This window comes from Fundidesulfovibrio soli (genome assembly GCF_022808695.1).
GTDB lineage: Bacteria > Desulfobacterota > Desulfovibrionia > Desulfovibrionales > Desulfovibrionaceae > Fundidesulfovibrio > Fundidesulfovibrio soli.
In genome coordinates, this window is the sequence record NZ_JAKZKW010000001.1 from 215,165 (window position 1) to 238,752 (window position 23,588).

At 64.2% G+C, this 23,588-nt stretch carries 25 protein-coding genes; 17 read left to right on the forward strand and 8 right to left on the reverse strand.

Translation table 11 applies throughout. The annotated features are described in order from the left end of the window. Nucleotides 1–8 precede the first annotated feature (8 nt). Nucleotides 9–377, forward strand: coding sequence for a response regulator (locus tag MLE18_RS01025; RefSeq protein ID WP_243311622.1), 369 nt, complete (start codon nt 9–11; stop codon nt 375–377). A 30-nt stretch (nt 378–407) separates the two neighbouring features. Next, nucleotides 408–3,356 carry a chemotaxis protein CheA gene (locus tag MLE18_RS01030; RefSeq protein ID WP_243366504.1) on the forward strand — a complete coding sequence of 983 codons (2,949 nt, stop codon included), beginning with the start codon at nt 408–410 and terminating at the stop codon, nt 3,354–3,356. 80 nt (nt 3,357–3,436) lie between these two features. Here MLE18_RS01030 and MLE18_RS01035 read toward each other — a convergent pair whose 3' ends face one another. After that, nucleotides 3,437–4,363, reverse strand: coding sequence for a hypothetical protein (locus tag MLE18_RS01035; protein WP_243366506.1), 927 nt, complete (start codon nt 4,361–4,363; stop codon nt 3,437–3,439). Nucleotides 4,364–4,582: 219 nt separating this feature from the next. On the opposite strand from MLE18_RS01035, the gene MLE18_RS01040 reads away from it, so the two are divergent. The 7 genes from MLE18_RS01040 to MLE18_RS01070 are packed head-to-tail and all read left to right on the forward strand — an operon-like array spanning nt 4,583 to nt 10,634. Next, the gene (locus MLE18_RS01040) at nt 4,583–5,653 is read left to right on the forward strand and encodes a tetratricopeptide repeat protein (protein ID WP_243366508.1); all 1,071 of its coding nucleotides are present in this window, start codon (nt 4,583–4,585) and stop codon (nt 5,651–5,653) included. Between the two features lie 7 nt (nt 5,654–5,660). Continuing rightward, on the forward strand, nt 5,661–6,893 hold the full coding sequence (gene dprA, locus MLE18_RS01045) for a DNA-processing protein DprA (protein ID WP_243366510.1): 1,233 nt from the start codon (nt 5,661–5,663) through the stop codon (nt 6,891–6,893). Nucleotides 6,894–6,916: 23 nt separating this feature from the next. Beyond that, nucleotides 6,917–7,255: a hypothetical protein gene (locus MLE18_RS01050; RefSeq protein WP_243366512.1), complete on the forward strand. Its 339-nt coding sequence runs from the start codon at nt 6,917–6,919 to the stop codon at nt 7,253–7,255. Between the two features lie 43 nt (nt 7,256–7,298). Then, nucleotides 7,299–8,138: an HDOD domain-containing protein gene (locus tag MLE18_RS01055; protein WP_243366514.1), complete on the forward strand. Its 840-nt coding sequence runs from the start codon at nt 7,299–7,301 to the stop codon at nt 8,136–8,138. A 2-nt stretch (nt 8,139–8,140) separates the two neighbouring features. Further along, complete coding sequence (locus tag MLE18_RS01060) at nt 8,141–9,097, forward strand: GGDEF domain-containing protein (RefSeq protein ID WP_243366516.1); 957 nt, start codon at nt 8,141–8,143, stop codon at nt 9,095–9,097. Beyond that, the gene (locus tag MLE18_RS01065) at nt 9,072–10,040 is read left to right on the forward strand and encodes a tyrosine recombinase XerC (RefSeq protein ID WP_243366518.1); all 969 of its coding nucleotides are present in this window, start codon (nt 9,072–9,074) and stop codon (nt 10,038–10,040) included. Before MLE18_RS01060 ends, MLE18_RS01065 begins: the two co-directional genes overlap by 26 nt. Before the next feature lie 57 nt (nt 10,041–10,097). Further along, on the forward strand, nt 10,098–10,634 hold the full coding sequence (locus MLE18_RS01070) for a DUF4279 domain-containing protein (protein WP_243367467.1): 537 nt from the start codon (nt 10,098–10,100) through the stop codon (nt 10,632–10,634). Between the two features lie 7 nt (nt 10,635–10,641). Here MLE18_RS01070 and MLE18_RS01075 read toward each other — a convergent pair whose 3' ends face one another. The 4 genes from MLE18_RS01075 to xerD all read right to left on the reverse strand — a co-directional run bounded on the left by MLE18_RS01075 (nt 10,642) and on the right by xerD (nt 15,331). After that, nucleotides 10,642–11,259 (reverse strand): methyltransferase family protein, encoded by a 618-nt coding sequence (locus MLE18_RS01075; protein WP_243366520.1) that lies wholly within the window; start codon nt 11,257–11,259, stop codon nt 10,642–10,644. Between the two features lie 65 nt (nt 11,260–11,324). Beyond that, the gene (locus MLE18_RS01080) at nt 11,325–11,621 is read right to left on the reverse strand and encodes a hypothetical protein (RefSeq protein WP_243366522.1); all 297 of its coding nucleotides are present in this window, start codon (nt 11,619–11,621) and stop codon (nt 11,325–11,327) included. Between the two features lie 75 nt (nt 11,622–11,696). After that, nucleotides 11,697–14,387 (reverse strand): CBS domain-containing protein, encoded by a 2,691-nt coding sequence (locus MLE18_RS01085; RefSeq protein ID WP_243366524.1) that lies wholly within the window; start codon nt 14,385–14,387, stop codon nt 11,697–11,699. Continuing rightward, nucleotides 14,384–15,331: a site-specific tyrosine recombinase XerD gene (gene xerD, locus MLE18_RS01090; RefSeq protein ID WP_243366526.1), complete on the reverse strand. Its 948-nt coding sequence runs from the start codon at nt 15,329–15,331 to the stop codon at nt 14,384–14,386. The genes MLE18_RS01085 and xerD overlap by 4 nt, the downstream gene beginning before the upstream one ends. An 81-nt stretch (nt 15,332–15,412) precedes the next feature. Here xerD and MLE18_RS01095 point away from each other — a divergent pair, with 81 nt between their 5' ends. The 8 genes from MLE18_RS01095 to MLE18_RS01130 all read left to right on the forward strand — a co-directional run bounded on the left by MLE18_RS01095 (nt 15,413) and on the right by MLE18_RS01130 (nt 21,822). Continuing rightward, the gene (locus tag MLE18_RS01095; protein WP_243366528.1) at nt 15,413–16,585 is read left to right on the forward strand and encodes an LL-diaminopimelate aminotransferase; all 1,173 of its coding nucleotides are present in this window, start codon (nt 15,413–15,415) and stop codon (nt 16,583–16,585) included. Nucleotides 16,586–16,631: 46 nt separating this feature from the next. After that, nucleotides 16,632–17,171, forward strand: a complete 540-nt coding sequence (gene folK / locus MLE18_RS01100; protein WP_243367468.1) for a 2-amino-4-hydroxy-6-hydroxymethyldihydropteridine diphosphokinase — start codon at nt 16,632–16,634, stop codon at nt 17,169–17,171. A 27-nt stretch (nt 17,172–17,198) separates the two neighbouring features. Further along, nucleotides 17,199–17,474, forward strand: a complete 276-nt coding sequence (locus MLE18_RS01105; protein ID WP_243366530.1) for a transcriptional regulator — start codon at nt 17,199–17,201, stop codon at nt 17,472–17,474. Between the two features lie 4 nt (nt 17,475–17,478). Further along, complete coding sequence (gene fsa / locus MLE18_RS01110) at nt 17,479–18,126, forward strand: fructose-6-phosphate aldolase (protein WP_243366532.1); 648 nt, start codon at nt 17,479–17,481, stop codon at nt 18,124–18,126. 122 nt (nt 18,127–18,248) lie between these two features. Further along, complete coding sequence (locus MLE18_RS01115; RefSeq protein WP_243366534.1) at nt 18,249–19,013, forward strand: OmpA/MotB family protein; 765 nt, start codon at nt 18,249–18,251, stop codon at nt 19,011–19,013. A 12-nt stretch (nt 19,014–19,025) separates the two neighbouring features. Then, the gene (locus MLE18_RS01120) at nt 19,026–19,742 is read left to right on the forward strand and encodes a discoidin domain-containing protein (protein WP_243366536.1); all 717 of its coding nucleotides are present in this window, start codon (nt 19,026–19,028) and stop codon (nt 19,740–19,742) included. A 16-nt stretch (nt 19,743–19,758) separates the two neighbouring features. Beyond that, entirely contained in the window at nt 19,759–20,544 is a 786-nt protein-coding gene (gene aat / locus MLE18_RS01125) for a leucyl/phenylalanyl-tRNA--protein transferase (protein ID WP_419714880.1), read from the forward strand. Nucleotides 20,545–20,754: 210 nt separating this feature from the next. Beyond that, nucleotides 20,755–21,822, forward strand: coding sequence for a DsbA family protein (locus MLE18_RS01130; protein WP_243366540.1), 1,068 nt, complete (start codon nt 20,755–20,757; stop codon nt 21,820–21,822). A 132-nt stretch (nt 21,823–21,954) separates the two neighbouring features. Here MLE18_RS01130 and MLE18_RS01135 read toward each other — a convergent pair whose 3' ends face one another. The 3 genes from MLE18_RS01135 to MLE18_RS01145 form a co-directional block, all read right to left on the reverse strand. After that, nucleotides 21,955–22,362 carry a DUF4279 domain-containing protein gene (locus MLE18_RS01135; protein WP_243366542.1) on the reverse strand — a complete coding sequence of 136 codons (408 nt, stop codon included), beginning with the start codon at nt 22,360–22,362 and terminating at the stop codon, nt 21,955–21,957. 134 nt (nt 22,363–22,496) lie between these two features. Then, on the reverse strand, nt 22,497–23,078 hold the full coding sequence (locus MLE18_RS01140) for an LOG family protein (RefSeq protein WP_243366544.1): 582 nt from the start codon (nt 23,076–23,078) through the stop codon (nt 22,497–22,499). Beyond that, entirely contained in the window at nt 23,075–23,563 is a 489-nt protein-coding gene (locus MLE18_RS01145) for a hypothetical protein (protein WP_243366546.1), read from the reverse strand. The genes MLE18_RS01140 and MLE18_RS01145 overlap by 4 nt, the downstream gene beginning before the upstream one ends. Nucleotides 23,564–23,588: the final 25 nt, after the last annotated feature.

Below are 23,588 nucleotides of genomic sequence, written 5' to 3' on the forward strand. Positions count from 1 at the left end.
AGCCGAACATGTCCAAAACGATACTCATCGTTGATGATTCCAAGACAGTTCGCAACCTGGTCGCCTTCATTATGAAGAAGGAGGGGTTCAAGGTTGTCACTGCGGAAGACGGTCTGGACGGGCTGGAAAAACTCTATTCCTCCGGTGAGATAAACCTGATAATTTCAGACATCAACATGCCGCGGATGGATGGCTTCACCTTCATCAAGAGCGTCCGCGAGCAGGACGCCTACAGGGACATACCCATCGTGGTGCTCTCGACCGAAGGCCAGGAGAAGGACATCCAGGCCGGGCTGTCCATCGGGGCCAACATGTACATGGTGAAACCGGCCCAGCCTGAGAAAATGGTCAAGAACATCAAGATGCTTCTTGGATAGTTACCGGAAATACGCCTTACAGGGGTCAGCATGAGTCAGGATTTCATGGATCCGGAACTATTCGCGGATTTTATCGTCGAAGCCAAAGAACACCTGGAAACCATCGAGCCCAACCTTTTGGAGCTTGAGAAGAATCCGGACAACCTCGGCCTGCTCAACGAGATCTTCCGCCCGATGCATTCGCTCAAGGGCGCGTCGGGTTTTCTGGGCCTGAACCACATCAATGGTCTGGCCCACCGCGCCGAAAACATCCTCGACGAACTGCGCAAGGGCAAGATCGCCGTCACGTCGGGCATCATGGACGTGATCCTCGCGGCCACCGACGCACTGCGCACCATGATCGACAACCTGGAGACCGTCGGCTACGAGGGCGAGGTGGAGACGGCGCATATCATCGCGCGCATCGAATCCATTCTGGCCGGTGAAGCCCAACCCGATTCCCCGGCTGCATCCGTAGACGACGCACAGGAAGCTCCTCCGGAGGAGGATGCCGCCGTGGAAGAGGACGCTCCCGAGAATACGTCCGCCCAGGATGACAGCGAAGCAGGGGGCCAGGGCCGGGGCTTCATCATGCCCGAACTGGTGGAGACGGGCCCTCCGTACAGCCTGCAGGCCATCGGCGAAGGCCACCTCAACGATTTCCTGGAAGAAGCCCAGGAGATCATCGCCAGCCTCAACGACTCGCTGCTCGAACTCGAGAAGGACCCCACCGCCGGGGGCGAGCTCGTCAACGACATCTTCCGTTTTTTCCACAACCTCAAGGGCAACTCAGGCATCATCGGCCACAAAGAGCTCAACGCTCTGACCCATGAGGCCGAAACCCTGCTGAACAAGGTGCGCAAGGGCGAGATGGTCCCCACCAGGGGAATGATCGACCTGCTGCTTGGCTCCGTGGATATGATGGAGTCCCTGGTGACCCGCATCGACGCCAAGCACAACCAGGCCGTCCCCGTGGACATCGCCTTCCTGGTGGAGAAGCTCCAGGAGGCCGTGGCCACCGGCGACGTGAACCTGGGTTCCTCCCCCGCGCCAGCTCCGTCCGCCGAGACTGCGCCGGAAGCCCCCGAGCCACAGGCCGCAGCAGTGGAGCCCGCCGCTCCCTCGGGCGGCGAGGGCGGTCCGGCTTCAGGCTTGGACGAAGAGGATAACGAGATTTTCAACGAAACCGTCACCCAGCAGTTGGCCAACATCCATATGGCCCTGGACGAACTGGCCAAGGACGGCACCAACAAGGAATACATCGACGGGCTGTACCGCTCTTTGGATACGCTCCGCAATTCCACCAGCTACATGGGCTTCGGCGACATAAAGGTCTATGCCGAACGCACGGCGGGCATGGTGGACCAAGCCCGCAAGGCCGGGCTGGACTTCGAGATGATGGTGGACATCCTCCGCCAGGAATGCTCGATTCTTGAAGACATGCTCAAGAAGATCATCAGTACGCTCTCTATAGCTCCTCCCTCCGCTGAGCCCGAAGCCGCGCCGGTTGCCGAGTCCGCGCCGAAGGCCAAGGCGGAAGAGCCGAAGCCTGAGGCCAAACCGGCCGCCCAGGAACCCCCGAAAGAGGCCCCCAAACCGGCCCCCGAGGCTGCGGCTCCACCAAAGCCGGCGGCCAAGAAGGCTCCCGAACCCGCCGCGAAGAAAGCCGAGGAACCCGCCCCCGCGCCCAAGCCAGCCGCCAAGAAGGCTGCCGAGCCCGCGCCCCAGGCGGCGCCCGCTCCCGCAGCACAAGCCCAGGCTCAGGCGCAGGGCGGCGCCAAGGTGTCCTCGACCATCCGCGTGGATCACGAGAAGCTCGACCACCTCATGAACCTCATCGGCGAGCTCATCATCAACCGCAACCGCTACGCCCTGCTGGCCCGCTCCCTGGAGGAGGGCAAGCTGGACGTCCAGGCCATCGCCCAGCAGCTCACCGAGACCACCTACGCCATGGCGCGCCTCTCCGACGACCTCCAGGACACCATCATGAAGGTCCGCATGGTGCCCGTATCCTCCGTGTTCGCCCGCTTCCCGCGCCTGGTGCGCGACCTTTCCCGCAAGTCGGGCAAGGAAGTGGAGCTGATCATGGAAGGCGAGGAGACAGAACTGGACAAGTCCGTGGTGGAAGTCATCGGCGACCCGCTGGTGCACCTGATCCGAAACAGCGTGGACCACGGGCTCGAAACCGAAGAGACGCGCCGAGCGGCCGGCAAGTCCGCCGCGGGCAAGGTCTGGCTGCGCGCATACCACCGGGGCAACTCCGTGGCCATCGAGGTGGAGGACGACGGCAAGGGCATCGACCCGGCCAAGATGCGCGAAGTGGCGGTGCGCAAGAACCTCATCTCCCCCGACGAGGCCAAGAACCTGGACGACCGCGACGCCCTGGAGCTCATCTTCATGCCCGGCTTCTCCTCCGCAGAGACCATCACGGACATCTCCGGGCGCGGGGTGGGCATGGACGTGGTGCGCACCAACATCAAGAACCTCAAGGGTGCGGTGAGCGTCACCAGCGAGATCGGCAAGGGCACCAAGTTCACCATGACCCTGCCGCTGACCCTGGCCATCATCGACGCCCTGATGGTCATGGTGGGCAACCAGACGTACGCCATCCCCCTGGACGCCGTCTCCGAGACCACCAAGATCGAGGTCCGGCGCATGACCGAGGTCAACAAGCGCAAGGCCGTGACCCTACGCGGGGAAGTGCTGGGCATCATCGAGCTGCGCGAGGTGCTGGAGATTCCCCCAGCCGAGGAGGACGAAAAGGAGATCGTCTCCATGGTCATCCTCCAGGACAACGACCGCAGGCTCGGCGTCATCGTGGACAGGCTGCTGGAACGCCAGGAGGTGGTCATCAAACCCCTGGGGGCCTACCTTTCCGATTTCGACATGCGCGGCCTCTCCGGCGCGACCATCATGGGCGACGGCTCCGTGGTGCTCATTCTGGACCCGCACGAAATCTATCTGATGGCCACCTCGCAGCGCGGGGCTTCCTCCATCTGAAACGGAACAGGCGACAAATAAAGAAGGCGGCGCTCCCGGTTGGGGGCGCCGCCTTTTTCGTTTCAATGCGACGGGACGGATCAGCCCAGGAAGAACCGCAGGTTGACCAGGGCCTGTGCGCTTATCGCCAACCAGGAGAGGGCGAACGCCGCCACCAGGTGCACCTTCAGGCGCAGGGCGTTCTGGTTGCGCAGCACCAGCCCCCAGAGGATGGCGGCCATGGCCAGGGCGCACAGGAACACGGCCTCGCCCCAGAAGAAGACGGGGCGCACGGGCAGGTCCCTCACGGAGGGCCACAGCCGCACTGCCGCTGCGGCGGCGCAGGCCACTGCTCCGGCCACGCCGGCCAGGGACCAGCGGCTGCCCATCTTCAGCCCGTAATTGTAGTAGTCGCGACCGAAATCGTCCTTGTCGCGGCGGTGGATCAGATAGAGGGTGGCCGAGGACCCTGCCATCACCAGCGACATGCACAAAGCGGCGGGCAGCAGCAGCCAGGCCGTGGAATCCAGAGGCGGAAGAAAGAGGAAGGGGTCCTCTGAGGGCTGTAGTGGGCTCAGCACGTAGTGCCGGAAAAAGGTCACGAACAGGTAGCCCAAGGCCCAGGCGGAGAGTGTCGCCGCCACGCCGATGGCCGAGTGCAGTGGCCTGTTATCCTTGAGGTTCTGCCACACGGCCCGGTAGACCACGGCCAGCCCGGCGCAGACCGCAAGCCCGGCGCACAGGGGAAGCAGGGGCAGGGGCCAGCCCAGCCAGAACGCGGCGGAGGCGGGGGCCAGAGATTGCAGGGCCAGCGCGCCGCCGCCCAGACCCAGAACGGCGATCAGGCCGCAGATCAGGCAGCAGGTGGAAGTCTGCTGTCCGTACTTGTCGCGGAAGACCTTGACCCGCTTGGGCGGATTGAACAGCAGCGCGGCGCTGGTCAGCGGGAGTGCGGCGGCCGCCAGCGCGAAGCAGAGGGGAACGCATACGAGGGCCGTCAGGGCTGCGAAAAGGGTAAGCTCACTCACGCGGGATCAAACTCCTTAGGCTGATGGCGAACCGATGTGCGGCGTCTTTCTGCCTCAAAAAACGCTTCCACGCAATCCGCATATGGACAACGCGGAGCCGGTACGAGGCGTATCAGAAAAAAATTGAGGAAACCGCCGGAAAGACAGGCTGATTGTCCTGCGGCGCTTGCCTTTACAGGGCCGCTTCGGTTATCGACGCTGAAACATCGGAGGATCGGAATGCAAAGAGTCCTGGCCGTTACGATGCTGGCGCTCGTCTGCGCCGGCTGCGCCCAGAGCGGCGGGCGCAAATCGCAGGATGCCGCCTCGTCTGCGCGCCTGGGCGAGCTGGAAGCCACCATGTCCCGCTTCCAGGAGCAGCAGCGCCTGCGCGACGCCGAGCTCGACATGCGCCTGCGCGACATCGCCGACCGGCTCGACCGCCTTTCCTCCGGCAAGGCCCCGGCCCACAAGTCCGCCAAGGTCCAGGAGGCCGCCGCTCCCCAGGCCACAGTGCGCACCGTCTCCGGCAGGCAGCCCCTGGTGGCCGGGCAGGTCATTCCCTATGCCTCCCTGGCGCAGGGGGCACCCCAGCAGGCACCCGCGGCCGCTCCGACGCCTGCGCCGGCTCCTGCCTCAATGAGCCAGCCGCAGCCTCTGACCCCGCCACCGGCATCCCATGTGTCCGCACCCCAGGCCGGGCCTCAGCCGCAGCCCCTGGCGCTCAAACCGCCAGTGGTCTCCCTGGACGATGGAGCCGCCTCACGCCCCGCATCCAATACTGTTGCTCCCGCAGCCCCGGCGCAGCCGCGCCAGCCCGTGCCAATGGATCAGTCCGCCGCCAAGCCCGCCAAGGCTCCCGCGCCCATGCCCGCTGGCGCGGCCCCTGCGGCCGCTCCTTCCGTGAGCGCCAAGCCCGCCGCATCGCCCGGCATGGAGGAGCAAACGCTCTACACCGACGCCCTGCGCGCCGTGTCGGCCAATAAAAGCGAGGAGGGCCGCCGCAAGTTCAACGACTTCCTGGCCAAGTATCCCAACTCCCCCAAGGCCCCCGAAGCCCTCTACTGGATCGGCGAGAGCTACATCGCGGACAAGAGCTACAACCAGGCCATCCTCTCCCTGAAGGAAGTCACCGTCCGCTTCCCCAGCGACCCCAAGGCCGAGGAGGCCCTCTACCGCATCGCGGAGGCCTACGAGCGCCTGGGGGACAAATCCAACGCCGTCTTCCACCTCAAGCTGCTGGTGGACGAGCACCCCAAGTCCGATTTCGCGGCCAAGGCCAAACAGAAACTCAAACAGCTTGGCCAGTAGCACCGGCGTGACCACAGACGCCCGAGAAGAGCTCTGGGCCAGCATCAGCCTCAAGCATGCGCCGGGGCTGGGGCCCCGCACGGCCAGGAAGCTGCTGGACGCCTACGGCTGCGCCTCCGAGGCCGTCCGGCGGTGCCGGGGCTGGAATGAACGCGGCCTGGCCAACAGCTCCCAGTGTCAGGGCTTTCTGGCCGAATCCTGGCGGGGTGCGGCCGAAGCCGAGCTGCGCAACGCCGAGGAGAAGGGCGTCCCCACGCTGCTCTGGAGCGATCCGCGCTACCCCCGCCGCCTGCGCGAGATCCCCGATCCCCCCGTGTTCCTGTACTGTCTGGGCGATACGGCCCTGCTGGACAACCCCTGCGTGGCCGTGGTCGGCTCGCGGGACTGCTCCCGCTACGGGCTGGAGCTGGCCCAGCGCATCTCACTCGACCTGGCCGAATCAGGCGTGACCGTCGTCTCCGGGCTGGCCCTGGGCATAGACCGTCAGGCCCACATGGCCGGGCTCTCCGGGGCGGGCAGCTCCATCGCGGTCATGGGCACCGGGCCTGACCTCATCTATCCGGCCTCCAACCGCGACGTCTGGAAGGACCTGGCCTCCAGGGGGCTGATCCTCTCCGAGTTCCCGCCGGGCACCAAGCCGCTGGCGGCCAATTTCCCCCTGCGAAACAGGATCATCAGCGGGCTCTCCCTGGGGGTGCTGGTGGTTGAGGCGCATTCCAAGTCCGGCAGCCTGATCACGGCGCGCCTGGCCATGGAGCAGGGCAGGGAGGTATTCGCCGTGCCTGGGCCCGTGTCGCTCAAGAGCTACCGGGGCTGCCACGAGATCATCAACAAGGGCGCGAAGCTTGTGCATGACGCCCAGGACATCCTGCTGGAGCTCAAACCGCAGCTGGAGGCCCACCTGGAGGAGCGCAGGCGGCCCCAGGGCGCGCCGGCGCCCAAGCCCGGGCAGGAGCGCCTGAGCCTCCTCGCCAAGGAAGCCCCCGCCGCTCCGAAAGCCAAAAAGGGCGCTCGCACAGTGCAAACGCGGCAGCCCGCGCCAACCCATACGCCGCCGGACCCGGGTACGCCCTTCGAGCGCGATCTCCAGGGACATCTGGCCGCCATGGGCGCGACCCACATCGACGCGCTCTGCCGCGCCTTCGGGCGCGACGCCGCTGAGATGAGCAGGACGCTGGTGTTGCTGGAACTAAAAGGGGTTGTGCGCAGACTGCCCGGCGGATACTATCTCAGCGCCTGATCGCAGCAAGGAGTCCCCGCCCGATGCAGAAGATACCCCTGAACCTGGCCAAGCCCGGCTACGTGCTGGCCAAGCCCGTGGCCCGCGCGGACGGCATGGTCGTGGCCGCTCAGGGCACGGAGCTCACCGAGGCCCTGCTGGACAAGTTCGACATGATGGGCGTGGACCAGGTGGTGGTGGAGGGCGAACCGGTGCAGACCGAGGGCGTCAGCTCCGGCACCAACTACGACCAGCGGCTCCAGCGCCTGGACCATCTCTTCCGCAAACACGCCCAGGACCCATGGATGAACCAGGTCAAGGCGCTGCTGCAGCACTATTTCAAGATGAAAGTGGCCTCCAAGGCCGGGCCCGCCGAGGGCTGATGCCCGCCCGCAGGATGTATCGCCCCCTCAGGAGGAGTTTCGCATGGCCGAGGACTTGAAGCTTGAACGCAAGGACCAGATCCTTGCCGCCAAGGACCTGCCCACCCTGCCCAAGGTGCTCGACGAGGTGTCGCGCCTCGTCAAGGACCCGGACTCCTCCACCGAACAGATCGCCAAGCTCATCGCCATGGACCAGGTGCTCTCCGCCAAGGTGCTCAAGATGGTCAACTCGCCCATCTACGGCTTCCCCGGGCGCATCGGCTCCATCCACCACGCCCTGGTGCTGCTGGGCTTCAACGTGCTGCGCGGCGTGATCGTGAGCACCTCGGTCATGGACATCATGAACCAGACCATGGTCGGGCTGTGGGAGCACTCCGTGGGTTGCGCCCTGGCCAGCTCCACCGTGGCGCGCCAGTGCGGGCTCAAGGACGTGGAGGACATCTCCGTGGCCGGGCTCCTGCACGACCTGGGCAAGGTGGTCACCTCCGTGCAGCTGCCCGAACTCAAGACCGGGGTGGAAGCCCTGGTGAAGACCCAGGACAAGAGCTACCTGGAGGCCGAGAAGGCCGTCATGGGCTTCGGGCACGACCGCGTGAACGCCTGGCTGGCCGACCACTGGAAGCTGCCGCCCCCCATCAAGGAGGGCATGAGCTACCACCATAAGCCCCAACTGGCGCGGCTCTACCCCGAGGTGGCCTGCTGCGTGCATCTGGGCGACTTTCTGGTGCGCGTGTACGAGTACGGTTCCGGCGGGGACGACAACGTGCCCTACCTGGAGCCCGATGCGCTCAAGAAACTCAAGCTCAAGCCCGCCGACCTCGAAGCCGTGCTGGACGAGTTGAGCGAGAAGTTCCTCGACCTCGCGGACCTGAGCTTCACCTGAGCATGAACGCCGACTCCTGCCGCTTGCAGCGCCCCCAGCGGGTCTACCTGCTCTCCGCCGACGCCGGGCTCAAAGATGCCCTGAGCGCCCTCTGGGGCGACGGTCACCTTGAGATCACCCACTTCGAACGGGGCAGGGGGGCCATCGAGGTGCTCTTCAACGAGCTGCCCGACCTGCTCATCGTGGACCACGACCTGCCCGACATGCCCGGCCTGGACGTGGTCAACCTGGTCAAGAGCGAGAACGTCTACCGTCAGCTGCCTGTGATCCTGGCCATCCGGGAGGAAAGCCTGGACCAGGGCGCGGACTGGTGCTCCGCCGAGGTGGACGACATCCTCATCCTGCCCAGTTCCGCCGCGCGGATGAAGGTGCGCATTTTCCTGACCATTACCCGGGCCTCCCGCGCCTTCGACGCCAACCCGCTCTCCAAGCTGCCCGGCAACACCTCCATCATCCAGCGCATCCAGGAGATGATCGACCGCCGGGAGGACTTCGCCCTGGCCTACGCCGACCTGGATTACTTCAAGAGTTTCAACGACAAATACGGCTTCTCGCGCGGCGACGAGGTGCTGATGATGAGCGCGCGCATCATCGTGAACACCATCCGGGGCTTCACGGGGGTGCGCTCCTTCGTGGGCCACGTGGGCGGGGACGACTTCGTGTTCATCCTGCCGCCGGACAAGATCGAGCTGGCCTGCCAGCGCATCGTGGAGAACTTCGACTCCATCGTGCCCCACTTCTACGACGAGGAGGACCGGGCCAGGGGGTTCATCCAGTCCACGGACCGGGAGGGCAACATGCGCACCTTCCCGCTCATGGCCATCTCCATCGCGGTGGTGCTCAACGTCAATGGGCGGCTCCAGCACTACGGCGAGGCCTCGCAGATCGCCATGACCCTGAAGAAGAAGGCCAAGGAGAACCCCAAGAGCTGCTATGTCCTCGACAAGCGACTCTCCTGAAACTCCCCTCCCGGACACGGCGCTGGGCTTTCTGGCCTGGCTCTCCGTGGAGAAGGGCTATTCCGGGGCCACCCTGGCCGCCTATCGAAACGACCTGCAATACTTCGAGCGATACTTGAACAACCGCAGCCTTACGGTTGCGGAGCCCAAGGCAATTTCACGCAAGGATATCCAGGGGTTCCTGGCGGAACAGCACCGCGCCAGACAGGCCAAGACCTCCATGTCGCGGCGGCTTTCCAGCCTGCGCGGGTTCTTCAAGCACCTGATCCGCCGGGGCATGATCGCCAAGAGCCCCATGGAGGGGCTGGCCAACCCCAAGCTTTCCAAGCCGCACCCCAAGAGCCTCAACGTGGACCAGGCCTTCGCCCTGCTGGACGCACCCCAGCCCAGCCAGGCCGACCCTGAGTCAGTGCGCGACGCGGCCCTGGCCGAGCTGCTCTACGGCTCTGGGCTGCGCATCTCTGAAGCCCTGGGGATGAAGCTGAACGATCTGGACCTGAACGCGCGCATCGCCAGGGTCATGGGCAAGGGCAGCAAGCAGCGCCTGGCCCCGCTCTCCGACACGGCGACGGACGCCCTGCGCGGCTACATGGCCGTGCGTCACGCCTTCTCGCCCGAACCGGCGGAGCAGGCGGTGTTCCTTGGGGCGCGGGGCAAGCCGCTGCAGCGCAGGCAGGCCAACAGGATCATGGAGGCGCTCTCGGCCAAGGCCGGGCTGCCCACGGCCATCAGCCCCCACGTGCTGCGCCACAGCTTCGCCAGCCACATGCTGCAATCAGGGGCGGATATGCGGGCTGTGCAGGAACTGCTGGGGCACGAGCGGCTCTCCACCACGCAGCGGTATACGCATTTGAATTTGGCCCAACTGACCAAGGCTTACGATCACGCGCACCCACGGGCGGGGAAGGTGGAGAAGGGCGGTGATGGAGGCGAGGACGGGTAGTACTTCGATTGCCTGGACAATGACATCTCCCACGCATCGTAAAGAGGGAGCGTGAAAATGCCTGCACTAAATCAGTCCGTTGCCGCGCTGAGAGTCCATGGGGATTTCTTTTGTCCCCAGTACATCACCCATATGCTGGGCTGCGAGCCGACCTACACCCACTCCAAAGGTGAAACGGGGCGGAGTGAAGCCTCAGGGAGTGTGTGGATCAGGAGGCACAGCATTTGGACTCTTTCGGCGGAGGACCGCAAACCCGCCGACCTGGATGCGCAGGTGGCGGAACTGCTCGGCAAGCTCACGCAGGATTTGAGCGTGTGGGAAGCTCTCCGCAAGGAGCACGAAATTGATTTGTTCGTCGGCTTCTTCATGGCGGAAAGCAATGAAGGCATTACACTGCCACCAGAAACTTTGTTAGCCTTGGGCCAGCGGGGCATCATGATCGAATTTGATATTTACGACCCCGGCAAGGAACTGCTGGACGACGATCCTTGCCCGTACGCAAGCGGCTTGACGTATGGGAAATGCTGCAAGGTGCGGCTCTACAAGACGGATGCAAAGAACGACACGGAAGTAAATGGAACGGTTGCCCCGTGATTTCCGGTTAGCGATGTGAAAAGCGCGGAATGAGCCTCGGCACCTCTTTCTGATACCGCCTGTAATCCTCCCCGAACTTCTCCACCAGCCGCCGCTCCTCGAATATGGAGCCTATCAGGCTGTAGCCCGACACGAACACCGCGAACAGCAGCCTTTCCAGCGTCATGTGCGGTTCCGCGAACAGGTACACAATCGAAGCAAAATACATGGGGTGCCTCACATAGCGGTAGGCGCCTGAGATCGCCAATCCGTGCGAGCCCTTGAACTCGCCGTCCTGTCCCAGGCGGGCGTTGGGGAAGGCTTTGGCCTGGCTCAGGCCGATGAATTCCCTCAGGTCGAAAGCCTTGAAGGTCCAGATGAAGAAGGCCGCGGCCGCAAGGCGCACAAGCCAGAGCAGGGCGGCGAACAGGCCGCGCACATGGTAGATTTCGCCCTCCAGCCTCGGCAGCATGAGCAGCGCGACCCCGAAGCTGACCAGGGAAAACGCCGTGAAGCCCAGCCGGTAGAAGGCGTAACGCTCCCCCAGCGCGCCCATGAGCGCGCGCTTGAGGGCCTGGCACATGCTCAGGCTGTGCAGGAGCGCCCAGGCGGATAGGATTGATAGAAACGCTATGCTGTCACTCATGGTTGGAAATGTTCACTTGATGACTCTTGTACCAGCAACGTATCACAGGTATCGTCAATGTTTTTTTATGTTTTGGCGGATTGATTGATTTTCATCGTCAATTCTTCCAGCCGTAATAGCTGCTCAGTAACTGAACCATGCTCAAGATCCGTCAATGTTCTATTCTCTTCAATCATGGCAGCATTAATCTGTTCCATCGACAGAATAAGTGGAGATATTTCTTCTGAGAATCGCAGATTTCCGATGGAGTTGGCCACTGTTTCGATGTTTATAATCAGAGAATTAAGGCTTCTGGCTCCAGTGTTGTACTCACGTATGATCCTGCGCAATACATCCTGTTGTCGAGAAATGAAATCACTCATTGCACTCCTCAAGAGTGGGGATAGTGTTCGCTCTATGCAGCAGTAAGGGCGGAATCACCACGCTGAACGAGTACGTCACGCCAACCCCCGCAGGTCCCCCATCCCTTCGCTGCCCTCGGCCAGTTTCCTGACCAGTTCCAACTGGTCCGCCCGGCAGCTGGCCCTTCCGTCCAGCATGGCCGCCGTCACCCGGCGCAATATCTCGCCATACAGGGGGCCGGGTTCAACGCCCAGCTTCTTGATGTCCTGCCCGGTGATGTCCACGCGCTGCGGTCGCAGTGTGGTCAGGAACAGCGAGATGGCCTTGCGCACCGTCTCCTTGGGGTGGCGGGCCATGAGATACAGCACCCCCTCCAGCGGCAGGTCCTTAAGCAGGAAGTACAGCTCGCTGTGCAGCCCGCGCCGGTAGTCCCACTCGTAGATGGACTGGGCGATGTTGCGGATGCAGTGGCGCAGGGAAAGGAAACCCTCCACGCGCTGCTTGTTGAAGCCCAGGCGCTCGGCAACGCTGGATACCTGCTCGTCCTCCATGCCCGCGCACAAGCCCAGAAAGTAGATGCGCCAGACCTCGGGCGAAGGCTCCATGTAGAGCAGTTGGTACCAGGTGATGACCCGCTCGGATTCGGCCAGCACTTCGTCCTTGCGGGTGTCGAGGGCCAGCAGGGGGTGGATGGCGGCCAGCAGCTTGAACTCGTCCATGCGCCGGATGCAGGCCAGGGCGTTGCCGTCCTCGAAGAGGTGGATGATCTCGTGGAACACGCGCGCGCCCGAGAGCTTGTGCACGAAGTTGTTGGCGATGGCGTTCTTGATCAGCCGCTCGGTCTGCGCCCCGATGCGGAACTGAAAGCGCTGCTCGAAGCGGATGGCGCGCAGGATGCGGGTGGGGTCCTCCACGAAGGAGAGGGAGTGCAGCACCCGGATGACACGCTCCTTGATGTCGCGCTGGGCCCCGAAGAAGTCCACCAGCTTGCCGAAGCTCCCCGGGGAGAGGTGCACGGCCAGGGCGTTGATGGTGAAGTCGCGCCGGAAGAGGTCCATCTTGATGGAGGACAGCTCCACCGTGGGCAGGGCCGCCGGGTATTCGTAGTATTCCAGGCGGGCCGTGGCCACGTCCACCCGGTTGCCGTCGGGCAGGATGAGCACGGCCGTCTTGAACTTGTGGTGGGACTTGATCCTGCCGCCCATCTCGGCCGAGAGGGCCTCGGCGAAGCGGATGCCGTCGCCTTCCACCACCAGGTCCAGGTCCAGGTTGGGCCGGCCCAGGATGAGGTCGCGCACGAAGCCGCCTACAACGTAGGCCTCGTAGCCCATCTCCTGCGCCAGGGCCCCGGCGCGCTTGACCAGGGCGAAGAGCCTGCCGGGCAGGCGCTCGCGCAGCACCCCGGCCATGTTGCGCTCGCTCTTGCGCTCCGGCCCCACCGTCTCGGGGATGCGCGCGGGTTCGCGCACCAGCACGTTTATCAGGTCCGTGCGGGTGACGACGCCCGCCACCTCGCTCCCTTCCACCACGGGGATCAGGCGCTGACGCTGCTCCAGGATGATCTCCGTGATGTGGTAGAGGTCGGTCTGCGGGGTGATGGTGTGCGCGCCCTGCATCATGTAGTCCCCGGCGGCGGAGGCGCCCAGGCCGTGCTTCACGGCCTTGTCCACGATGTCGTGCTCCAGGATGCCCACGCAGCGCCTGTCCTCGGCGTCGACCACGGGCATGGCCTTGAGCCCGTAGTGCGTCATGGTCTCGGCGGCCTCGGTGAGGGGGCGGTCGTCCGTGATGACGATGGCCGGGCGGCTCATGAGCGCGGAGGCCAGAATCTGGGGGTTCACCTGGGAGGAGAGCAGGGCCAGCAGCTCCTGCTTGGCCTGGGGCAGGGTCTTGTCCTTGAGGGAGGCCGAGGCCGCGAAGGCGTGGCCCCCGCCGCCCAGTGAGGCGCAGATGCGGCCCACGTCCACGTCGCGGGTGCGGGAGCGGGCCACCAGGTGCACGCGGTCCTTCATCAGGGCCATGGCGAAGAGCACGCGCAGGTTCTGCATGTCCATGAGCTTGTGGGCCAGCAGGGCGAAGTCGCCCACGTAGTTGTCCAGCACGGCCTCGGTGAGCACCACCTCCACCCCGTTGACGTCGAAGGTGGTGCAGTTCTCCAGCAGGGTGCTCATGAGCGTGATCTGCTCGGCGGAAAGCTCCCGGGTGAGCAGCTCGGAGAGGGTGGCCATGTCCATGCCCTGGCCCTTGAGCCAGGCGGCGGCGGTGAAGTCCTTCTCCGTGGTGGAGTTGAAGGTGAAGGAGCCCGTATCCTCGTAGATGCCCAGGGCCAGGAAGGTGGCCTCGTCGGGCGTGAGGCTCATGCCCTTCTCCATGATCATGTGCGTGAGGATGGTGGTGGTGGAGCCCCACGGTTTGACCACGCTCACGCTGCCCTGGAGGTCCTCCTCGGTGTCGGGGTGGTGGTCGTAGAGGTGGATGTCCAGTTCCGGCTGGGAGAACAGCGCCTCAACGTGGGAGACGCGGGAGCGCTGCCTGGTGTCCACCACCACGAGGGTGCGCACCGTTGTGGGGTCTATCTCCTTGAAGGCCTTGAAGTTGAAGACGTAGGTGGCGCTCTGGATGAAGAAGTTGCGCAGGTTCTTCTCCTGGCTGCCGGGGAAGATGAGCACCGCGCCGGGATAGAGCTTCCCGGCGGCGATGATGGCGGCCAGGGCGTCGAAATCGGCGTTGATGTGGGACGTGATGACCGTGGGAGCGGCCAAGCCGTGATGGGGCTTGGATGTCATGAATCCTCTCTGGGGCTTTTGGGGGCTGAAGGCCTGGAGCGGGGGTGGTGGCTGCGGTGCACGGCCGTGAGCCTGTCGGCCTGGACGTGGGTGTAGATTTCGGTGGCCGAAATGTCGGCGTGGCCCAGGAGCATCTGCACGGTGCGCAGGTCGGCTCCGCCCTCCAGCAGGTGGGTGGCGAAGCAGTGGCGCAGGCTGTGGGGGGATATCTCCTTGCGGATGCCCGCCTCAAGCGCATAGCGCTTGATGAGCTTCCAGACCCCCTGGCGCGTGAGGCCCTTGCCGGAGCGGTTCAGGAACAGCAGGTCCGTCACGGGCTTGAAGCCGGGGCGCACGTTCTGGGAATAGCGTGAGAGCAGGTCCTGCGCCAGGGTGTGGATGGGCACCAGGCGCTCCTTGTCGCCCTTGCCGATCACGCGCAGCACCCCGGCCTGGGCGTCGAAATCCAGCGGCCGCAGGGTGATGAGCTCGCTCACGCGCAGCCCGGCGGCGTAGAGCAGTTCCAGCATGGCCCGGTCGCGGAAGCCCAGGCTGGTGTTGACGTCCGGGCGGGCGAGCAGGGCGTCCACCTCCTCGCGGTTGAGCACGCCGGGCAGGGTGCGGGGCAGCTTGGGGGCCTCCACCAGGGCCACGGGGCTCGCCGCCAGCCAACCCTCGCTCACGGCGTGGGCGAAGAAGCTGCGCAGGCTGGAGAGGTGGCGGGCCAGGGAGCGGCTGGTCAGGCCTTTCTGGCGCAAAAACATCAGGTAGAGGAAGATTGTCTGGTCGCTCACAGCCTCCATGCTGGCCGTGCGCTCCTCCAGGAATATCTGGAAATGTACGATATCCTGCGAGTATGCGGTCAGGCTGTTCTCGGAGAGGCCCTTGACCACCAGCAGATGTTCGAGCCAGGCGTCCACCCAGGGATGTGGCGCGCCGCGCAACGCATTGGTTTTTATTGACACCGGACAGGCCCTCTTTTTATGACCTGGGCTCGTTTCTTACATTTCTTGCGCCAGCGCGCAATCGCTCCAAGGAGTCTCCTCATGTCCCAGTTCAAGATGGCTGACCGCATCGCGGCCCTGCCCCCGTACCTTTTCGCCGAGATCGACCGCGTCAAGAAAGAGGTCAAGGCTCGCGGCGTCGACATCATCAGCCTGGGCATCGGCGACCCCGACCTGCCCACCCCGGACTTCATCATCGAGGCCCTCTACGCATCGGCCAAGAAGCCCGAGAACCACCAGTACCCCGACTACGTGGGCCTGCGCACCTTCCGCGCCGCCGTGGCTGACTGGTACAAGCGCCGCTTCGCCGTCGACCTGGACCCCGACGAGGAAGTCGTTTCCCTCATCGGCTCCAAGGAGGGCATCGCCCATTTCCCCCTGGCCTACGTCAATCCCGGGGACCTGGTGCTGGTCTGCACGCCCAACTACCCCGTGTACGGCATCGCCACCGGCTTTGCGGGCGGCCGCGTGAAGTACCTGCCCATGAGCGAGGACAACGACTTCCTGCCCGACCTCGACTCCGTGACCGACCAGGAGTGGGAGCAGGCGAAGATGATCTTCACCAACTTCCCCAACAACCCCACCTCGGCCTGCGTGCCCAGGAGCTTCTACGAGAAGCTGATCGCCAAGGCCAAGGCCACCAACACCATCGTGGTTGCCGACGCGGCCTACACTGAGATGTACTACAACCCGGCCAACAAGCCGATCTCCGTGTTCGAGATTCCCGGCGCCAAGGACGTGGCCATCGAGTTCCACTCCCTCTCCAAGACCTACAACATGACCGGCTGGCGCATCGGCATGGCCGTGGGCAACGCCGGGCTGGTCAAGGGCCTGGGCAAGATCAAGGAGAACGTGGACTCCGGCATCTTCCAGGCCGTGCAGGAGGCGGGCATCGCCGCGCTTCAGCATGGCGACCCCTACGCCGAGAAGTTCCGCGCCATTTACAAGGAGCGCCGCGACATCCTCATGGCGGGCCTGAAGAAGATCGGCATCTCCTGCCGGGAGCCGGAAGCCACCTTCTACGCCTGGTGCAAGGTGCCCCAGGGCCACGAGACCAAGGCCTTCGTGACCAAGGTCCTGCAGGAGACGGGCGTGGTAGTCACCCCCGGCAACGGTTTCGGCATGCCCCAGGCCGGCGAGGGCTATTTCCGCATCGCCATGACCGTGGGCAAGGACCGCATCGAAGAGGCCCTGTCGCGTCTGGCCAAGATGTAGGGCCGCGCAACTGGCCTTGCACGAACCGAACGATCCGGGCTCCCCATTGCAAGGGGAGCCCGCGCATTCAGCCGGCCTTCCGGTCCGCGCCCCATCCCGGCGCGGCTGGAGGCCGGCTTTCGTCGCTCTGGGCTCCAACCTGGGCGAGCCCGCCAGGGCCCTCGAACGCTGCGCTAGAGCCCTGGATGAACTTCTGCCCGGCGTGCGCGTGGCCGCCCGGTCCAGGTTGTGGCAAACGGCCCCCCTGGGCCCGCCCGACCAGCCCTGGTACGCCAATATGGTGGTGCGCCTGGAATGCGCCCCGGAGGTCACGGCAAGATCGCTGTTCTCCGCGCTGATGGAGTTGGAGGCCCGGCTCGGGCGCAACCGTGTCATGGAGCGCCGCTGGGGGCCGCGCATCCTGGACGTGGACCTGCTGCTCTTCGGGGACGAACGGAGCGATGACCCCGCCATGATCCTGCCGCACCCGCGCATGTGGGAGCGCGCCTTCGTGCTGCTGCCCTTGCGGGAGGTCGCCCCCGAATTGGTGCCGGATGAAAGGCTTGGGGATTTGTCATTTTCCCATTCAGGCACTATCATCTTCTGAACGCCTGATTCAAAGGATTCCCCATCCATGTGGAAGTTCATCATAGCCGCCGCGGCGGCCTTCATGCTCTGGAAAATGTTCATGGGCGACTCGAAACGTCGCAAGGAAGAAGCCAAGCAGGAACGCGAAACCCTTATCGCCAAGGGGGAGATGGTCAAGGACCCTGCCTGTGGGGCCTACGTCTCCCCGGAGGATTCCGTCCAGGCCAGCATCGACGGCCAGACCCGGCATTTCTGCAGCTACGAGTGCCGCGACGCCTACATCAGGCAGCTGCGGTCCGGCTCCAACGACAACAAGGGGTGATCCCATGAAATTCTTTCTGGACAGCGCCAACCTTGACGAGATCAAGGCCGCGGCGGACATGGGGCTGCTCGACGGAGTGACCACCAACCCCACCCTGTTCTCAAAGGAGAAGGGCGACTGGCGCGAGGTGGCCCAGGCAATCTGCAAGGAATGCCCCGGCCCGGTCAGCCTGGAGGTGGTGGGCACCACGGCCGAGGCCATGCTGGCCGAAGCCAGGGACCTCATCTCCTTCGGGCCCAACGTGGTGGTGAAGATTCCCATGATCCTGGAGGGCCTCAAGGCCGTGCGCCAGCTCAAGTCGGCTGGCGTGGCCGTGAACGTGACCCTGGTGTTCCAGCCCCTGCAGGCGCTCATGGCGGCCAAGGCCGGGGCCACCTATGTCAGCCCCTTCGTAGGCCGGATCGACGCCATCGGCGGCGACGGCATGGGCATGGTGGAGGAGGTGCTCTCCATCTTCCGCAACTACGACCTGGACACCCAGGTGCTGGTGGCCAGCGTGCGCAGCCCCCTGCATGTGGTGCGCGCGGCCCTGCTGGGCGCGGACGTGGTCACGGTGCCCTTCGCCGTGCTCAAGGACTTGGCCAAGCACCCCCTGACGGAGAGCGGCCTCGAGACCTTCCTGAAGGATTGGGGCAAGGTGGTCAAAGGCTGACGTTGCGTTTTTCACTGCGGCTGCATATGTTCTCCAGCGAATTCGGAAACCGTTTCCGCCGCCGGGCCAGGCGGGCCTGGGGCGGTGCCGCTTAGGGGCGCCACGCGCCCCCCAGGTGTCTGATGTCCAAAAACAAACCGGCTCCCATAATCATCAAACGCGAAGAGGAAGGCCACGCCGCCCCCCACGGAGGCAGCTGGAAGGTCGCCTACGCGGACTTCGTCACGGCCATGATGGCCCTGTTCCTCCTTCTGTGGCTGACTATGGCGCTCAAGCCCCAGGTGAAGGAGCAGATCGCCATGTTCTTCCAGGACCAGGACCTCCCCAAGCGCGAGAAGCCGCAGGAGACTGCGGTCCTGCCCACCTACGTCGCCAAGGACAGCACCCAGGGCACTCCCCAGTTCAAACTCTCCCAGGAGGAGAAGTACAAGTACGAAGTCGCCTTGATGATCAAGCAGCTCATGGACAACAACCCCAACCTGAAGCAGAACTCCGGCATCAGCTCGGACAAGGTGGGGGTGCTGCTGCACGTCAACAACGCGGTCATGTTCCAGCCCGGCTCTCCGCAGCTCAAGCCGGAGGCCTACAAACTGCTGGACGACGTGGTGGGCGTGCTCAAGAAGATCAAGGTGGACCTGGTGGTGCGCGGACACACCGACGACGCCGAATCCGGCAACGGCATGTCCAAGTTCGAACTGTCGGCCATGCGCGCGGCGTCCTGCGTGCGCTACATCGTGGAGAAGGGCGGCATTCCCTCCACGCGCGTCAAGGCCGCCGCCTACGCGGACAGCCAGCCCATCGCGCCCAACACTTCCGACCAGAACCGCTCCATCAACCGCCGGGTGGAATTCCTGTACCACTCGCCAGAGATGGCAAACCTCTACTAGCCACGGGATACCATGCGCACACTCGTCCTGCTTCTGCTCCTCGCTCTCATGGCCCCGGCCGCCTGGGCCCAGGGCAACGTGTCACTGCCGCTGGCCTACCAGATCAACGCCTCGGGCACGGGCGAATCCGCCGAGAAACTCTCCGCGCTCACCCGCAAGGAGAACACCACCGGCGTGGCCGTGGGCCAGTGGATGGAGTTCGACTTCGGCAAGCCCAACGTGGTGACTCGCCTGACCGTGGTCAACGGCTGGGGCGACTCCGCAGAGTTCAAGCGCCAGGGCCGCGTCAGGGCCGTGACCCTTCAGTTCTCGAACGGCGGCAAGCAGACCATCACCCTCAAGGACTCCCCCAAGCCCCAGAGCTTCGCCATCAAGGCCACCACGGCCAGCGTGCGCATGACCGTCACGGAGGTCTACGGCGGCAGCGCCTCCGAGATCCCCTATCTTTCCGGGGTGTTCTTCGAGGGGTACGACCCGGAACTCCAGCAGGTGAAGCTGACCGGGCGCTTCGAGGGCTGCGTGCGCTCGCGCTCCAGCTCCAGTTGGGAGGGCGCGGAGGACCCGCTGTATTACTGCTCCCGCTTCCGCTCCGACGACGGCAGGATTTTCGGCTGCATGGACGACCTGTGCTTCCACCCCAAGGATCTCGTCAACGTACGCCTGCAGATCACTGCCGTGGTCCGGCCCGGCAACGTTCTGGAGGTCCTGGCCGCCAAGCCGGCCAAATAGGGCTCATGTCCGTAGGATGCGGGTTCGTGGTCGGCGCTCTTCCGGCCCGGGGTGCGCGGTGATCACCCTGTTGTCGTCCTCGACGGTCTTCCCGGACCCAGAGAACGCCGATCCGGGCGGCCTGCTCGCCGTGGGCGGCGACCTGAGCCCCAGGCGGCTGCTCGCCGCCTACAGCAACGGCATCTTCCCCTGGTACAACGAGGACCACCCCATCCTGTGGTGGTCGCCCGATCCCCGCCCCATCATCACCCCGCGTTGGCTCACGCTGGACAGGCGGTTCCGGCGCTATCTGCGCAACCACCCCTTCGAGGTCACGGTGGACACCGATTTCCAGGCCGTCATCAGCGCCTGCGCCATCGTGGACCGGCCCGGACAGGCCGGAACCTGGCTCACGGACGACATGATCCGGGCCTACGCGCGCCTGCACCGCGAGGGATATGCCCACAGCGTGGAATGCAGACTGGACGGCCGGCTGGTGGGTGCCATATACGGGGTGGGCGTTGGCAGGGCGTTTTTCGGGGAATCCATGTTCCACACCGTGGGGCATGCCTCCAAGGTGGCCTTCGTGCACCTGATGTGGCTCCTGAAAGACTTGAAGTTTTACTTTATGGATTGCCAGCAGGCCACCCCGCATGTGATGCGCCTTGGCGCGCGGGAAATACCCCGGGTGGAGTTCACCCGCCTGGCGCGCACGGCCTGCGCCCAGCCTTCGGGGCCAGGCCCCTGGGCCGCGCCCGCGTGGTGGAGCGATCCGCAATGCGTGAAGGAGCGTTTGGATGGAAGCCGTGACGATCGCTCTTGATGTTCGCCGCACGTGTTGAGGCGTAGGCGCGGAGGTCGGGTGGCACCTCCGGTTTGTTCAGGCCAGTGTCGTGGAGGTGTGGGGCAAACCCTCGCAGGCGCCCATCTTCTGGGAGCTTGCGTCCATGTATGGCCAATGGATTATGGAGATTGTGGAGAACGGCGCTGACGTGGTGTTCCGTTTCACGAGAAAAACCTGAGGAGTGTGTGCATGTCGGCGCTGCTGATAGGGAGAGATACCTCGCGTAAGGGAGAGGACGTCAATACGCGCGCGGTGGCGCTCTTGTGCCTTGCGGGCGCGGCCGTGGCCGTGCTCTCGGGCATGTACGAGAGCTACGGCATGTTCGCCCAGCTCTGCGCCGCGTTTTCTGACGGCTGCAAGCAGACCCTGGGATTTACTCTGCTGGGATACCCGCTGTGGGTGCTCGGCGCGGCCTATTTCGCGCTTCTGTGCGCGTCGGTGTACTTTTTTCCGCCGGCCGCCGTATGGATCGTGGGCGCGGGACTCGGCTTCGAGGCCGAGCTGGCCCGCACCCTCATCGCCATGAAGGCCCCGTGCGTGTTCTGCATCGCCAACGGCGTGTTCGTGGTGCTGAGCGCGGCTTTCGTGTTCCGCAGCCGCCATTTCTGGCAGATGCTGGCTCTGGCGCTGCTGTCCTTCATCCTCGTGCAGCAGGGGCTGGCGCGCCCCGTGCCCAAGGCCCCGGCCCAGGCGGCCCAGGCGGCCCCCCAACCCAAGCCGGACATCGCCAGGCTGCCCATCGACCCGCGGTACGTGCTGGGGCCCGCCGATGCCCCCGTGACCGTGGTGGAGTTCTCGGACTACCAGTGCCCCGGCTGCAAGAGGGTTCACGAGAGCATCAAACAGGTGCGCCCCCTGTACGAAGGCCGCCTGCGCTGGATCTTCAAGGATTTCCCGCTGCAGATGCACCCCTACGCGGCGCGGGCCGCCCAGGCCGCCCGCTGCGCCGCGGACCAGGGCAAGTTCTGGGACTACCAGGACTTGTTGTACGCCGCCCAGGGCGACCTGCCCGACGACCTGCTCAAGCAGTTCGCCCAGCAGCTTGGGCTTGATGCCCAGGCCTTCGGGCAGTGCCTGAGCACGGACAAGTACAAGGCCGCAGTGGAGGCGAGCGTTCAGGACGCGGACAACGCCCGCGTGGACCGCACGCCAACGTTCTTCATCAACGGCGAGCCCCTGCCCGGCGTGCCCACCCTGGAAGGGTTCAAGCACCTGATCGACCAGGCGCTGGAGCAGAGCAAGGCGAAGAAGCAGTAGCTTGGTTTAAGCTGGCTGCATTTGCCCAAGAGATAAGAAAGCCTGGCGCCGGTGTTACCGGCACCAGGCTTTGTTTTTTAAAGAAGTGGCAACAGCCGGTGGGAGTATGCTGCGGGGTTAGCCGGTAGTTTTTCAATCTCCATACACATCAAACGACAGATCGATGGATAGCTCGCCGAGCTTTTGCAGCAACTGATGGTTAAAAATATCTCCACTATTTCCTGAGGTGAACCAGCCAATGAAGAATTCAGCTACTCCTCCCTCATCTCGCACTCGGTCAAAGAGATCCTTGTAGGGCAGAAGATCATCTGCGATCCGTTCGAGTAGTTCACTGAGGTCTTCATCATCTTGTCTCTCTATTCTGAAAACACAATAGTTCTCTTTATAGATGCCATCCAAGAGTGTACCCTTAGGCGTTTTCCGCTGCTCTCCAGCTTTGTGACTAATGTCTGGCTGGAGCAATATTACATTCGCTATCTCTATGCAATCAATCGATTTGCTCCAGAAACGCAGCGAGACGCTAAATTTGAATGGATTCATGAGAATATCCCTTGATGGTAGTCATGTTGTGCGAAGTTGTAGAAAATGGCTATCAATCTCTGTGTGAAAAAAAAGAAAAGCCGCCAGGAACCACGTTCCTGGCGGCTTCTCCTATCATTTATTCGATAGGGGTATCAACTTTTCTCGATTCCGAACCACTTTCCAGCGACCACCGGCTTAAATCCGACCATAATTTCCAGCAGGGCAGGGAAGCTGTCCGCCTGGAGCAGATTCTCCCGGTGAACGGGCTTCACGAAGCCCTCCTGCACCATGTTGTCCAGAAATCCTGCCAGTTTGTCGTAATAACCCAGCACGTTGCACAGTCCGGCCGGCTTGGCGTGCAGGCCCAGCTGCCCCCAGGTGGCCACCTCGAAGAACTCCTCCAGGGTGCCCAGGCCGCCGGGCATGGCCACGAAGCCGTCCGAGAGCTCGGCCATCTTGGCCTTGCGCTCGTGCATGGTGTCCACCTCGTGCATCTCGGTCAGCCGGTCGAAGGCCAGCTCCTTAGCCTTCAAAAATCCTGGCAACACGCCCACCACGCGCCCGCCGCCGTCGGCCACGGCATTGGCCAGCACGCCCATGAGCCCGTTCTTGGCCCCGCCGTACACCAGCCCGATGCCGCGCTCGGCCAGGGTGCGCCCGGCTTCGGCCACGGCCTCGGCGTAGGCCGGGGACTTTCCCGGATTGGAGCCCAGGAAGACGCAGACGTTCCTCATTTCTGGTCCACCTCGACGATGGGCGCGTGCTGGCTCAGGTCGAAGAAGCCGCGCACGGGGAAGGGCAGGGTGTAGTTGGGGATCTTGTCGAAGAGCACGAAGCCAACGTCCTTGCCCTCGGGCAAGTCGGAGAGGGCGGGAATGCCCAGGGGTACGGGGAAGTCGATCGTGCAGGAGCGGATGGCGTCCAGCTTGTCCGCGTAGCGCTCCTGGAAGTAGGCCACCATCTGGTCCCGCTCCTCGGCCGTGAAGGACTCCATCACCAGCTTGCGGCCGGAGGCCATGTCGGCGTCCATGTCGGGGTGCATGGGGTCGCCCAGCACATGGTTCCAGTCGTAGGAATCCTCTTCCAGGTCGTCCCATTCGGGGCGGAAAAGGTGGACCTCCACGTCCTTGCGGCCCTTGAAGCTCTTTATCACGATGGAGACGGACCAGGCCCGGTCCACCGGGAGCCGTTCCTGTGCAGGGACGATGTCGATCAGCATGGTTGCCCTCCGCGCTTGTTTTATG